At 40.9% G+C, this 13,162-nt stretch carries 12 protein-coding genes; 5 read left to right on the top strand and 7 right to left on the bottom strand.

Going from position 1 to position 13,162, the window contains the following annotated elements; genetic code table 11:
• Positions 1 to 30: 30 nt before the first annotated feature.
• The 3 genes from PDL71_RS16230 to rlmN form a co-directional block, all read right to left on the bottom strand.
• Positions 31 to 753: an RluA family pseudouridine synthase gene (locus tag PDL71_RS16230; RefSeq protein ID WP_407522963.1), complete on the bottom strand. Its 723-nt coding sequence runs from the start codon at positions 751 to 753 to the stop codon at positions 31 to 33.
• A complete protein-coding gene (locus PDL71_RS16225) occupies positions 743 to 1,753 on the bottom strand; it encodes a pseudouridine synthase (RefSeq protein WP_407522961.1) in 1,011 nt (336 codons plus the stop codon). Before PDL71_RS16225 ends, PDL71_RS16230 begins: the two co-directional genes overlap by 11 nt.
• An 86-nt stretch (positions 1,754 to 1,839) precedes the next feature.
• On the bottom strand, positions 1,840 to 2,898 hold the full coding sequence (rlmN, locus tag PDL71_RS16220) for a 23S rRNA (adenine(2503)-C(2))-methyltransferase RlmN (RefSeq protein ID WP_407522960.1): 1,059 nt from the start codon (positions 2,896 to 2,898) through the stop codon (positions 1,840 to 1,842).
• Between the two features lie 69 nt (positions 2,899 to 2,967).
• On the opposite strand from rlmN, the gene PDL71_RS16215 reads away from it, so the two are divergent.
• Positions 2,968 to 4,161, top strand: a complete 1,194-nt coding sequence (locus PDL71_RS16215; protein ID WP_407522958.1) for a thiolase family protein — start codon at positions 2,968 to 2,970, stop codon at positions 4,159 to 4,161.
• Positions 4,162 to 4,299: 138 nt separating this feature from the next.
• Positions 4,300 to 5,214, top strand: coding sequence for a hypothetical protein (locus tag PDL71_RS16210; protein ID WP_407522956.1), 915 nt, complete (start codon positions 4,300 to 4,302; stop codon positions 5,212 to 5,214).
• A 128-nt stretch (positions 5,215 to 5,342) separates the two neighbouring features.
• Here the strand turns inward: PDL71_RS16210 and PDL71_RS16205 are convergent, their stop codons facing one another.
• From PDL71_RS16205 to PDL71_RS16190, 4 genes are all read right to left on the bottom strand, one after another.
• Positions 5,343 to 5,846, bottom strand: a complete 504-nt coding sequence (locus tag PDL71_RS16205) for a hypothetical protein (protein ID WP_407522954.1) — start codon at positions 5,844 to 5,846, stop codon at positions 5,343 to 5,345.
• Positions 5,847 to 5,891: 45 nt separating this feature from the next.
• Positions 5,892 to 8,741, bottom strand: coding sequence for a T9SS type A sorting domain-containing protein (locus PDL71_RS16200; protein ID WP_407522952.1), 2,850 nt, complete (start codon positions 8,739 to 8,741; stop codon positions 5,892 to 5,894).
• Positions 8,742 to 8,973: 232 nt separating this feature from the next.
• Positions 8,974 to 10,341 carry a histidine--tRNA ligase gene (gene hisS, locus PDL71_RS16195; protein ID WP_407522950.1) on the bottom strand — a complete coding sequence of 456 codons (1,368 nt, stop codon included), beginning with the start codon at positions 10,339 to 10,341 and terminating at the stop codon, positions 8,974 to 8,976.
• A gap of 41 nt (positions 10,342 to 10,382) precedes the next feature.
• On the bottom strand, positions 10,383 to 10,853 hold the full coding sequence (locus PDL71_RS16190; protein ID WP_407522948.1) for a low molecular weight protein-tyrosine-phosphatase: 471 nt from the start codon (positions 10,851 to 10,853) through the stop codon (positions 10,383 to 10,385).
• Positions 10,854 to 11,063: 210 nt separating this feature from the next.
• On the opposite strand from PDL71_RS16190, the gene PDL71_RS16185 reads away from it, so the two are divergent.
• From PDL71_RS16185 to PDL71_RS16175, 3 genes are read left to right on the top strand one after another with little or no spacing between them, the layout of a single operon-like run.
• Positions 11,064 to 11,888 carry an energy transducer TonB gene (locus PDL71_RS16185; RefSeq protein WP_407522946.1) on the top strand — a complete coding sequence of 275 codons (825 nt, stop codon included), beginning with the start codon at positions 11,064 to 11,066 and terminating at the stop codon, positions 11,886 to 11,888.
• A gap of 10 nt (positions 11,889 to 11,898) precedes the next feature.
• On the top strand, positions 11,899 to 12,228 hold the full coding sequence (locus PDL71_RS16180) for a hypothetical protein (protein WP_407522943.1): 330 nt from the start codon (positions 11,899 to 11,901) through the stop codon (positions 12,226 to 12,228).
• Positions 12,225 to 13,157 carry a PstS family phosphate ABC transporter substrate-binding protein gene (locus PDL71_RS16175; protein WP_407522941.1) on the top strand — a complete coding sequence of 311 codons (933 nt, stop codon included), beginning with the start codon at positions 12,225 to 12,227 and terminating at the stop codon, positions 13,155 to 13,157. The genes PDL71_RS16180 and PDL71_RS16175 overlap by 4 nt, the downstream gene beginning before the upstream one ends.
• Positions 13,158 to 13,162: the final 5 nt, after the last annotated feature.

Raw genomic sequence — 13,162 nt, 5'->3', positions numbered from 1 at the left:
TTGCAGCCGCTTCTCCAAAAGAAGCGGCTTTTATTTTATCCATTTTTCAAATTGCTGCAATAAAGCACGCAGGTCTTTTGAAAGCGGAGCTTCCAGTTCTTTTTTTGAACCAGCAACATCCGTAAAAGAAAGCTTCCAGGCATGAAGGGCCAAACGGTTTAACAGCGGACGCTCTTCTTCATCAGCTTTTGAAAGTTTAAACTTTTTTCTCTTGATGGAAGAAAGTAAAACAGGTGCCGGGCTTCCATACAATTCATCACATACAATGGGATGGCCGATGTGCTTCATATGTACACGTATCTGGTGCGTACGTCCTGTATGAATTTGAAACTGCAGCCATGAATAGTGTCCAAACTCCTGCAGCAGTTGATAATCTGTTAAGGAGGGTTTTCCTTTTTGATGTGTGATATAGTAAGATGTTTTACCCGGATGTTCCATAATCGGTGCATCCACACTGCCTTCTTTACTCATGAGTGTACCATTCACCAGGCCGAGGTATAATTTTTCAACACTGCGTTCTTCAAACTGTTTGGAAAGAAATTTATGCGTGTCTTCATCTTTGGCAAACAGAATTAATCCGCTGGTAGCTTTATCCAAACGGTGAATGATATATACTTTGCCATATTTCTCATTCAGGAAATCTTTCAAGGAAGGTTCGCTCTGCTCCCGGTCCGGTATGGATAATAAACCGGAAGGTTTGTTCAACGCAATCCAATGTTCGGTTTCAGCAATGATGTCAATCTTATTCTTCATCTCTGTTCTTGCCTTGTTTTTCTTCTTTCTTTCTTACAAATGATTTGTTCAGGAATTTGAGCAGCCGTACTTCTTTCTCATTTAAAAAGCGCCATTTACCCCTGTCTACATTTTTCTTGGTGAGATTGGCAAACAGTACTCGGTCCAACCCTTTTACATCATATCCTAAAAATTCAAACATACGACGTACAATACGGTTGCGGCCGCTGTGAATTTCAATACCTACAACTTTTTTATTCTTCGGGTCTGCATATCCAAGCGCATCCGGTGCAATAAAGCCATCTTCCAGTACCACGCCTTTAAGCAATTGTTCAAAATCTGCTTTCTCTAATGGTTTATCAAGTGTTACTTCATACACTTTCTTTACCTGGTAACTGGGATGTGATAACTTCTGTGTGAGTTCGCCATCATTGGTTAACAACAATACACCGGTGGTGTTTCTGTCCAGGCGGCCAACCGGATAAATACGTTGCGTGGCAACTCCTTTCATCAGATCCATAATGGTTTTGCGCCCCTGTGGATCTTCCGATGTGGTGATGTAATCTTTAGGTTTGTTCAGCAGGATGTAAACAAGTTCTTTTTGCACATAAATGCGCTTGCCGTTAAACTTCACTTCATCTTTATCGGTTACTTTATGACCGGGCTCAGTAATAACGGCACCGTTTACTTTTACTTTTTCTTCTTTTATCAATGCTACTGCATCTCTGCGACTGCACACCCCACAATGTGCCAGGAATTTATTGAGGGGCATGGCACCACCCGTTTCTTCTTTTTTAAAGGTTACGGGTTTGGAAGAAGTGCCCGGTTGAAGATGGCCGGTTGCCGGTTTTTGAAAACCTTGTTTGGTTCCCTGAGGTTTAAAGGTTTTAGCTTCTTCCTTTTTCTTTTCGAAATACGCTTTGCGTTCTGCACGCTCTTTCTTTTTTTCCTGTCGTATTTCTTCCTTGATTTGAGCGTTGGATTTACCGCCGTAGAATTTCTGAAAATTAGTTTTTGCCATTTGTTTGGGGTTTGCTGTTTTTGCAACAGGATTATAAAATACTTCTTAGTTGTATAAGTTTAATTCAAAATCTTAAAAACTCAAAACTAAGAACTGAGAACTTCTTTATTCGCTAATTGTCCGCAGGCTGCATCAATATCTTTACCTCTGCTGCGGCGCAGTCTTGCATTTACTTTGTTACGTTCCAGGTAACGCATAAAATCATCCGTTACTTTTTCATCGGGTTTCTGAAACTTGGCAAAGTCAATAGGATTGTATTCTATGATGTTGATGAGATCTGCAGGAACCTGCCGGTAAATTTTGATCAGATCATCTGCATCTTTCAATGAATCATTAAAATCTTTGAACAGGATGTATTCAAACGTAATTTCATTGCCTGTTTTCTTATAAAAATAATTGAGTGCTTCAATCAATGTTTTGATGTTGTTAGTATCATTGATGGGCATGATCTCATGACGTTTTTCATCATTGGCTGCATGCAGTGAAAGTGCCAGTTTAAAACGTACCTCATCATCACCCAACTGTTTAATTTGTTTGGCCACACCGGCAGTGGAAACAGTAATGCGCCTGGGGCTCATGCCCAAACCATCCGGTGAAGTGATTTTTTCAACTGCTTTCAAAACATTTTTATAGTTGAGCAAGGGCTCACCCATACCCATGAACACAATGTTAGTGAGTTTCTTTTCATACACCCTTTCACTTTGCTGATTGATCAATACTACTTCATCATAAATTTCATCGTAGGTAAGATTCCGTTTACGATCAATATAACCGGTAGCACAAAATTTACAACTGAGGGAGCAACCGATTTGAGAAGATACACAAGCTGTTTTGCGTTCATCAGTTGGAATCAAAACACCTTCCACCAAATGACCTTCATGAGTACGGAAACGGCTTTTCACCGTTCCATCAGAGGAGTATTGTGTTGCATCTACCGTTAAGGCAGGAAGTGTAAATGTTTCGCCCAGTTTTTGACGGAGACCTTTGCTGAGGTTGGTCATATCCGCAAAACTGTGTGCATGTTTCTGCCAGAGCCATTCATACACCTGTTTTGCCCTGAATTTCTGCTCGCCAATGCTTTCGAAGTAATCCGTGATTTCTTCAAGACTTAAGTGGCGGATGTTTCGCTCGTTCGCTACTTTCATAAATACAAATGTACGAACCCTCAGTTGATTGGCCTTAGTTCTTTACTTTTGAGCAATTTACTTGCACATATGAAACCTGTTTACATCATTGATTCCATCCGCACACCCATCGGTAAATATGGGGGTGCTTTAGCTACTGTAAGACCAGATGATTTGTTGGCGCATGTCATCAAAGCATTGATTCAACGCAATGCATCCATCGATGTAAATGCAATAGAAGATGTCATTGCAGGTGCAGCCAATCAAAGTGGTGAAGACAATCGTAATGTAGCCCGTATGGCTGCCTTGCTGGCCGGTTTGCCGGTAACTGTTGCCGGCACCACCGTAAACCGTTTATGTGCCAGCGGATTGCAGGCAATTATGGATGCATCAAGAGCTATCAGTCATGGTGATGGAGAACTTTATATTGCCGGTGGAGTAGAAAGTATGAGCCGTGCTCCTTTTGTTATGCCGAAGCAAACAGAAGCTTTTGGGAGAAAGACAGAATTCTATGATACTACTCTCGGCTGGCGTTTTATCAACTCTCGATTGAGTGAACTCTATCATCCTTATAGCATGGGCGAAACGGCAGAGAATGTGGCCAAACAATGGAATATCTCCCGCCATGCGCAGGATGAGTTTGCTTTGGAAAGTCAGCAGAAGTATGCAGCGGCCAAAGCTGCCGGTAAATGGCAGGAAGAAATCATATCCATTGAAGCTGCTGCGGGAAAGCAAACCAACCTGGTAACAGAAGATGAACCGCCACGTACTACTTCTATTGAACAGCTTTCCAAATTAAAACCTGCCTTCATCAAAGAAGGAACAGTAACAGCCGGTAACTCCAGTGGTATTAATGATGGTGCAGCCGCCATGTTGCTGGCAAGTGAGGAAGCCGTTAAGAAATACAATTTGAATCCGGTTGCACAAATCAAATCAATGGCAGTAGCGGGTGTTGATCCATCCATCATGGGTGTTGGTCCCGTGCCTGCCACCAAAAAAGCATTGCAACGTGCCGGATTAACGGTGGCTGATTTGGATCTGATCGAGCTCAATGAAGCGTTTGCATCGCAAAGCATAGCCTGTATTCACGACCTCGGCCTGGATCTGCAAAAAGTAAATGTAAATGGTGGTGCTATTGCCATTGGTCATCCATTGGGTTGCAGCGGTGTTCGTATTTCCACAACACTGCTTTATGAAATGAAAAGGAGAAAAAGTAAATACGGTCTTGCCACCATGTGTATTGGGGTAGGACAAGGTGCTGCTGTTATTTATGAAATAGTTTAGTTATTCTAGAGGTTATTTAATTAGCAAATTGGAATTTATAAATTCTGTCGATAATTTATTACCACTAGAATATTTCTTGTCATTATCTTTAATATTTGTATATTTAATAATATTATCGAAATATATTAAATTAACAATATGAAGCAATACCTTTATCTTATTTTGTTAGCTTTTTTGTTTTCATGCAATAAGAATCAAACACATTTAAATCCAAAAATTGAGTGGGCTAGCTTAAATAAAGCTGAAATCAAACCCGAAGTAGCTAACACTTATAGTTCGTTTAAAATGGACAAAGTATCCGTTGAAACAAAATCACGATACATAATTGATTCTCTTGTTAAAGCAGTAAATTATGCTAATGGTATTACCGGTAAGCAAAGTACTCAACACAGCCAGTCTGTCTTTCTTACCGAAAGATCTTATTATGATGGAGATTGCCCCAATAGGAATTTCTTATTAAAATTTCGATGGATTGTAATCGAAAACACATTAAAAATTTGTTCTCTTGGTAGCGGAGGCTTTTATCCTGAATATTTTGATTTTATCTTAGAACTGAAATCTCCTTATCTAATTGTTCCTGTAAATCAACAATTGATATGTGATAATGGCTTTGCAAAAAAAGTGTATACGTTTGACGTGTATTTCCTTTTCAGTGAGTTAGAATATTCATCGATAACTAAATTTAGGGGTCAATTTCTATATAATGGATTACTTGATTTAAATACAAGTTTAATTCCAGCAGTTCTCAATTATTGTGCTTTGCCTGCTGTTGGTGGTGTTTCTCGTATCCCATCCACCTCAACAACAGCAATTGTTTACACTGAGGCTAGTATAGATATATTTTGTATTTGGCCAAACACAATAATACCAGCAAATTGTAATTTTAAATTTCGACCTATTGGAGCAACTAATTGGTTTGAAATAAATAATGGTTTTTATGGAGGAATTCAGTTGTCAGGTTTAGATCCTAATACATCATATGAATATGAATTAGTAATTAATTATGCTAATACTTTGGGCTGTAGTTCATTGGTTAAAGTTGGCTTATTTTAAATATTAAATTGATAAGTAAACATAAAGTAAGTTATTAATTTTGATTTTTAGACATAGAAGGCTTATTTATATTATTTTAAAGGGTTAATAAATTTTTATATTAATACTTTAAAGCCTAATTAATATTTTCATTTTCTTGAAAGAGGCGATATGTTTTTTATTTTTTTCGAGCCGAGATAATACTCTTTACCGGACGCCATGTATTGTACCAGCAGTTCAAAATTCCTGAACCGGGAGGGAATAGTACTGCTGCTTTCAGCAATTGTGTTTTTGATTTGTATCTGCTGAACAACATTGTCCGTTGCAGCAATCAAGGTATCGTAAGAAGGTTTGTTAACAAGCAATTGCAACGACTTCTCCATCAAAAACGGTGTGGTAACTGTTTCTGCTGTAAACACTACTTCTGTTCCATTGAGCCACACTTTTTTTATACTGATTTCTTCACCGGGCCAGGCTTCCACAAACACAAAATAATTGTACCCGGGTGAAGATTTGGGTTTGTTGAGATCGTTCTTCCCCTGTTTGAGTTCCTGCCGGGCTGCGTAAAAGGATTTGGCAGGAAACTTTTTCTGCATAATAAAAGCAGAACCGCCCAACAAAACCAGAAGTAGAATAAAATTATACTTTTTCATTTCGTTTGAATTGACGGTTCCGCTTTTCAATTGGTTGATTACCGTTTATTGTTTCACAAATTTTTGTACATGTTTGTACTTCCGGTCATCGCTGATGATTTCAAGAATATAAGCACCGGCGGCCAGGTGACTTACTTCAACCTGTCCGGGACTGTACGGCATATCTTTCCTCCACACCATCTGTCCCTGCATATTTCGTACAGCAACATATATTTTTTTGATACCTGTCGCATTGCCCGTTTGGAAATACACACTGGAACTGGTAACTGTTTGATTTACGGATCGGATAAAGGCTTTGTTATTAACGATATAATCCGGCGTGGAAGTAGCAACATTGCCGATATTAGCATAAAACATACCGTTACCATGCGTGCCCACCAGCAATGTATTATCTGCAATTCTCAGTTTAAGATCTGAAATAATAGCACCACTCATGGGATTACTTCCTTCTAAAGTCCAGTTAGTAGCATTACCGTTGATAACTGTTGTACTGAACAAACCGATTGAAGTACCTACATAATACTCAACCCCTGAAGCGGTAGTAACTATAGCACAACTACGGAACGAAGGCAGTGAAATATTACCTTCTATCACCTGCCAGGTGGGGGAAGCGCTTGTAGCATTCCCCGTCCAGTAAACACTTGGTACATTATAATTGGAAACAACTGCAATCACAGTATCAGCATTGCGGGGATTTACGGCTATGGCACGCACCAGGGCACCTGCACTCAAACCGAAAGGTGTAATATTCACCGGTGTTGCAGATGTTAAGGCGTCCCTTGGGTTGGTAAGCCTGTAAATTTCACCGGCATCCGTACCAATAAACAGGTAGCTGTTATTGCCTGCATAGTTTCCTCTTGTAGTGGTAAACGCAAAAATGCTTCCATTGAGATTATTAGATACGCCGGTCATTAAATCCCAGCCTGCATTAGGCGTTACAATTGTAGCAACGGTTGTTCGGTACAAAGAACTTCCATCAGCATAGTACATAACGTTTGTATTCTCCGGGTCTAAATGGAAGTAAGTGATAAACTCACTGGATGAAGCGGTGTTAGGATCAATCCTAACAGGAGGCGCTGTACTCGCTCCGTTCACAAAAAATCTGGCTACTATTCCTTCCTGAATACTACCATATACATATTGTGAAGTAGAAGTGCTGGCTGATAAAGCTGTACTGCCACCATCACCACCAATAAGAATATAATGGTCATTTTGATCCGGCAGTGGAGTGGACAGTAATCCTTTTGCATCCCTGTAAGAAGTTGAATTATCCTGTGCACCCCCCGCAAAAACGGTAGAACCCGCAGCAGGATCAATAGCTACATGATAATACTGAAAGGTTTGGTATTGACTGTTAAAAAGATTCCATGATATTGGATTTGCCGTGATATTATTACAGAGTGCTAAACCTCCATCACTTGCAACTACAACCCTGTTTGCATTTGACGGGTCAAATGCAAATCCATGAAAATCCACATGACTTGCACCATCATTATCCTGGTATGTTGCACTTGATTGTAAACCACCAATAAATGTTGCGGTTGCCAATGAAAACCCATTAGAAGAGGCGTAAAGATTTACACCACCTGCCAGAACGAAATTGGGATTAGTGGGATGTACTGCCAGTAACATGTTATAACCGCCTTGAAGTTCCATATAACTTAGAGTATTACCACTGCCATTGTTACGGGGGGCAAACAAATTACCGGAGCGATTACTCCATACAGGAGTTGGCCCGCTCAAATCGGCCCTGAACAAATCTGCTTCCGGTACTGAGTTGGCAGCAGACTGTGCATTATCATACATCACATACAGAATATTAGCGTTGCTGGGTGCTACGGCTAAAACCGTTCTTCCCCAGCCGCCGGTATAAGCACCACCTGAAACAGAGTTATTATAAGTCCTCCAACCGGGAACGGAACCTGCCCCAAACGAAGCTCCTGCAATACGTGACCATGAGTTTAAAAGACCGGTGGTAGATTGCCATACTCCGGCAGTATCTGAATCATTACTTCTTCCGGAAAGAGCGGCATACAGTTTAGATCCGTCGGTAGAAATAGCAATATCTGTTGCCATGCCTTCAATATCAGATGGCTGACTGGATTCAAAGAAAACAGAAGTCCAGGAAGTGCCTCCATCTGCTGAGCGGAGAATGCGGTTCAAAATAGCTGCATACACAACGCCATCCGGCGCAACTTTGATATTAAAAACGATATCAAATAAATTATCAAAAGCAGTAGCTGAGCCGCCTGCTGTACTGGCAAGTAAAGTCCATGTTTGCCCGTTATCCGTTGATTTAAGAACACCATTTCCCGGTACAAATGCATTGGGATAAGCTGCTGATGCACCAAATAATTCACCCGTGCCTGCATACCAGGTGTCCTGGAAACCCGGGCGTGGGTCCTGTGCCAGGCAGGAGACTTTACGGTTAGTATTTACAGGATGTACAAAACTCCAGCTATTGCCACCATTGGTAGAGCGGAAAATACCTCCTGAAATACCTGCTGCAATAAGAACCTGGTTATTACGTCTGTCAAATGCAACAGCACGGGTTCTGCCACCGTTTTGCGTGGGGCCTGCATCAATATAAGTGTTGTTTACTGTAGTGCGGAAGGCAGCACTGCTTTGTTTGAGTTGAATGGACTTGAGCAGTTCCAGTTCCTTTTCATAAATACCATCCGGAATTTTTCCGGTAGCAGGATCATGCAGCATCTTCCATTCATACTCCCATCTTTTATCGCCAGCTTCTGCTTCGTTTTCCTCCACATCCAGGCGGAATGATTCCTGTAAGGAGAGTTTGTTTTGATGTTTAACTGCTGAGGGCTGCTTTACCAGGAAATAAATACCGGTGCCGATTAGCAAAATAGTTGCTGATAAAAATAGATTTCTTTTCATATACACTGATTAACAGGTTTCGATGATTTGTACAACAGGGAAATACGTTGTTTTTATGTCTTTAAGATCATAAAGGGCTTGGGTAAGACTTATGAAAAAATCATCCATCTAATGTAAGCACTCTTTGGCAAAACATACAGACCTCACCGTTCCAAAGAAGAAAAAAAGATGCTGAAACCGGGTAAGGATGAAATATTTAACGTCCGGGTAAAATCGATTCTTCAACAAAAAATCATGCGAAAAAGTTTGTTAACTCTTCCCAATTCAAGGTTTGCTGCTCACCGCTGGCTAATTGCTTAATCACTAAGGTGCCGGATTCCAGTTCTCTGCTGCCCAGGATAATGATGGCAGGAATGTTCTTTTTTTCAGCGTATTTAAACTGTTTATCCATTTTGGCCGGTTCGTGAAAAAGTTCGGCGGCAATACCTTTGCTGCGTAATTGTTGCATCAGCTCAAATGCTTTTTTACTTTCTGCTTCACCCAGGTTAAAGAATAAAACTTTGGTACCGGTATGCACATTGGCCGGAAATAATTGAAGTTCTTCCATTACATCATAAATCCGGTCAACACCAAATGAAATACCTACACCGGGAATATTGAGCACGCCAAATAAACCGGTAAGATCATCATAACGTCCGCCGCCACCAATACTGCCCATCTGCACATTCTTTGCTTTTACTTCAAAAATGATTCCTGTGTAATAGTTGAGGCCACGGGCAAGAGTGAAGTCAACTACGAGGTGCGATGTAAGAGGTACGAAGTAAGAAAGCAAAGTACTTAACTCTATTATACCTGCTTCACCATTCTCATTACCGCCAAGCAGTGATTTTATTGCCGTAAGTTTTTCATCATTGGTGCCGTTGATGTTGAGGTATTGTTCAATAATGTTGATTTGAGCATCACTCAAACCACGCTGCTGTAATTCTTCTTTTACTTTTTCAATACCGATTTTATCCAGCTTGTCAATGGCAACGGTAATAGATGTCATCTTATCTGCACCGCCGCACAGTTCAGCAAGGGCTGCCAGTATTTTTCGGCTGTTGATTTTTATTTCAACGTCAATACCCAGTTTGCTGAACACTGTTGCATAGATATTGGCCAGCTCAACTTCGTTGAGTAGGGATTTGCTGCCCACCACATCGGCATCACATTGATAGAACTCACGGTAGCGGCCTTTCTGTGGCCGGTCGGCTCTCCATACGGGCTGCATTTGGTAACGTTTAAACGGCATCACCAGGCTGTTATGATTCATAGCCACATAACGTGCAAAGGGAATGGTAAGATCATATTTCAAAGCACGCTCCGTAATAGCATTTGTATTTTTTCCCTGCAGTATCTTTTCAAAACCTTCCCTTGTGTTTTGTTCTTTGGCCGGGTTCTCTAAACCATTGTTGAGAATTTTAAAAATCAGTTTATCGCCTTCTTCACCATACTTACCCATTAATGTATCTAAGTTTTCCATGGCAGGAGTTTCCAAAGGTTCAAAACCATACAGTTCAAAAACTGATTTGATGGTATTGAAAATATAGTTGCGTTTGCGTACAACTTCAGCTCCAAAATCCCGGGTGCCCTGCGGCAGTGATACATTTACCTTGGCCATTCTTATGTTTATCGTTTGTAGTTAATAGTTTTTTTTAGTTCTTACCTCGTACTTCTTACTTCATGTTTCTCAATGATTCGTTCACAGGCTTTATCAATCATTGCAAATACTTCATGATAGCCATCTTCTTCGCCGTACCATGGGTCAGGCACATTTCTGTTTTGCCCGGGGTGGAGTTCATTCAGCAGTAAATCAATTTTTGATGCATCAAACAAATTACCGCTGATGCGTTTTACATCATTGTAATTCTGGCTGTCCATTACATAAATGAAATCAAAGTTCAGAAAATCATCTTTTGCAAAACGACGGGCTCTTTGTTTACTGATATCAATGCCATTCAGCTTCGCTACTTTAATACTTAAAGGGTGTGGCGGTTCACCAATATGATACGCTGCTGTTCCTGCACTTTCTACGCTCCACTGCAAACCGTTTTTCCAGGCATGATGCTGTAAGATACCTTCTGCTAAAGGACTTCTGCAAATATTACCCAAACAAACCATTAAAATGCGCATGCAGCAAAGATAGCAGAGCTTAATCTGTAATTGATAATTTGATAATTGAAAATTCCGTTGCTGCAGTTTTACTTCAATCCATTTACTTAAAACATTTTAAATGGTTCTTGTTACTTGGTCTTCTTCTTTGTTTCTTGATTCTTGTGCCTTGTTCCTTTCCTGCTTTATGGATTTTTCTTTTCCCTTCATCTCATTTCAAAACCTAAAGCCATGACCGCACAACAAATTCTCAAAGCTGATTTACTGGACATTCTATTTGAAAACAGGAATAAGGAATATGGTGCTTACAAATTGCGACGGGAGTATCCTTCGCATTTGAAAAAAGCAGTAGGGTTGATGTTGCTCTTTGTGCTTGTATTATTTCTTTATGCTATGGTGAAGTCGCCGGAGCGAATAACTGATACAGGTGCAGTATGGGATACTACTATTGTAGTGCTGCAAAAAATCAAAGAAGAACCCATTGAAAAAACGATAGAGCAACAACAACCAAGAACAGTTGATCAGGCGCCACCCACAAGAGAAAATCCTGTTTTTAAAATTGTTCCTGATGATTTAGTTACCAAACCGGTGGGTGAAACGGTTGATACTTCTGATATGGCTATCGGTCCAACGAACAGTCCCGGCAATGGTGGTGAAGGTTCAGTGGCAGGCACAGAAGCTCCGCAAACAACCATTACACAACACGTGGCGCCACCTCAGCCGGAAGAACCGCCTGTGTACGATCAGGGAGCAGTGAGCGAAGCTCCTTATTTCCCGGGTGGTGATGAAGCATGGCTCAGCTATTTGCAACGTATGCTTCGTGTGCCTGATGAACTGGATGCCGGTGATCGAAAAACGGTAAGGGTGAAATTCATTGTAAATAAAGATGGTGTGATTACAGATGCAGTCATTGTGCAGAGTGCAGGAACAACTTTTGATAGAGAAGTGCTCCGGGTGATTAACCGTATGCCCAAATGGAAACCCGGTAAACAAAGAGGTCAGCCCGTAGCGGTTTACTTTACTCAACCAATCACATTTGTAAAAGAAGAAGAATAACTTCAATCGTTTGCAATCATTTTTAACCAACTCCGTTCGTCCAATCAGGGATGAATGGAGTTTAAAATTCCCTATCTTGCCGCAGTCAGTAGATTATCTCATGTCAGTTCAGGAAGAATTCAGAAAAAAAAATAAACCTGTTAATATCAAAGCCATTTTTGATGTGGTGATGGGTTTGATTTATGCGGGGGTTGGTGGTGTGCTAACCGTATCCAAATATGTAGGGCTGGAAATCAGTTTCCCGCCGCCGGAAGTGGTTACTGTTTTCGGAGCGCTTGCCTTTGCTTACGGTTTGTTTCGAGTTTATCGTGGCTATAAAACATATAAGCAGGATTCATGAGATTTTCTTTACCAGTCATTTCTGTTTGTTTATTCCTGCTGGCGCTTGCCTGTAAGAATGGTAAGCCCCGGCCTACTGATACCGGTGAAAGCGGTACTATTCGCATCAGTGTAGATGAAACCTTCCGTCCCATTGTTGAAGAACAGATAAAAGTATTTGAAGCTTCCTGGCCCAAGGCCCGCATTATTGCAGAATACAAACCGGAGGCAGATTGCTGGAGCGATTTACTTCGGGATTCTACAAGAATGGTCATTGTAACCCGGAATCTTACCCAGGCAGAAAAATCCTATTACTATGATTCGGTGGGCATGTACCCCACCAGCGGTGTGCTGGCCAAAGATGCAGTTGCTCTTATAGTGAACCGAAATGCTCCTGATTCCGTTTTTACCAAAGAGCAGGTTTCACAGTTATTGCAGGGGCAAAGTACATTGCCCTATAATTTAGTGTTTGACGGTTTGAAAGCTACCAGCACGGTGCGGTATGCAATTGACAGTATTTTAAGAGGAGCTAAACTGAATACGGCGAAAGTTACGGCTGCTACTTCCAGCAGAAATGTAGTGGAATATATTGCAGCTAATAAAAATTCAATTGGGTTTGTAGGTGTGAGCTGGATAGGCAACCCCGAGGACACTTCTCAAACAAAGATGCTGGAAAAGGTGCGGATTGCATGGTTGCCCTGCCAGGATTGTGATGAAGCAGGCATGTACACCAAACCCTGGCAGGAGGAAATTTTAACAAATCGGTATCCCTACGTTCGGGACATTGTTTACGTCTTGAAAGAAAATCATGCAGGTCTTGGCAAAGGGTTTGTAAATTTTATGATGAGCGACAGAGGGCAATTGATATTCAGAAGAGGCTATTTAGTACCGGCATGGAAGATTTTTATGATGCGGGAAACCAAATTAAAACTGGTAAAACCCATCAGGTAACAAAA

Source organism: Lacibacter sp. MH-610, assembly GCF_045780045.1.
Taxonomy (GTDB): domain Bacteria; phylum Bacteroidota; class Bacteroidia; order Chitinophagales; family Chitinophagaceae; genus Lacibacter.
The sequence above is the reverse complement of the archived record's forward strand: the minus strand, read 5'-3'. Positions and strand labels throughout refer to the sequence as shown.

What these genes read in the sequence shown, in the direction of transcription:
- PDL71_RS16230 (WP_407522963.1), bottom strand. Translation starts at nt 753, where the DNA reads ATGAAGAATAAGATTGACATCATTGCTGAAACCGAACATTGGATTGCG.
- PDL71_RS16225 (WP_407522961.1), bottom strand. Translation starts at nt 1,753, where the DNA reads ATGGCAAAAACTAATTTTCAGAAATTCTACGGCGGTAAATCCAACGCT.
- rlmN (WP_407522960.1), bottom strand. Translation starts at nt 2,898, where the DNA reads ATGAAAGTAGCGAACGAGCGAAACATCCGCCACTTAAGTCTTGAAGAA.
- PDL71_RS16215 (WP_407522958.1), top strand. Translation starts at nt 2,968, where the DNA reads ATGAAACCTGTTTACATCATTGATTCCATCCGCACACCCATCGGTAAA.
- PDL71_RS16210 (WP_407522956.1), top strand. Translation starts at nt 4,300, where the DNA reads ATGAAGCAATACCTTTATCTTATTTTGTTAGCTTTTTTGTTTTCATGC.
- PDL71_RS16205 (WP_407522954.1), bottom strand. Translation starts at nt 5,846, where the DNA reads ATGAAAAAGTATAATTTTATTCTACTTCTGGTTTTGTTGGGCGGTTCT.
- PDL71_RS16200 (WP_407522952.1), bottom strand. Translation starts at nt 8,741, where the DNA reads ATGAAAAGAAATCTATTTTTATCAGCAACTATTTTGCTAATCGGCACC.
- hisS (WP_407522950.1), bottom strand. Translation starts at nt 10,341, where the DNA reads ATGGCCAAGGTAAATGTATCACTGCCGCAGGGCACCCGGGATTTTGGA.
- PDL71_RS16190 (WP_407522948.1), bottom strand. Translation starts at nt 10,853, where the DNA reads ATGCGCATTTTAATGGTTTGTTTGGGTAATATTTGCAGAAGTCCTTTA.
- PDL71_RS16185 (WP_407522946.1), top strand. Translation starts at nt 11,064, where the DNA reads ATGACCGCACAACAAATTCTCAAAGCTGATTTACTGGACATTCTATTT.
- PDL71_RS16175 (WP_407522941.1), top strand. Translation starts at nt 12,225, where the DNA reads ATGAGATTTTCTTTACCAGTCATTTCTGTTTGTTTATTCCTGCTGGCG.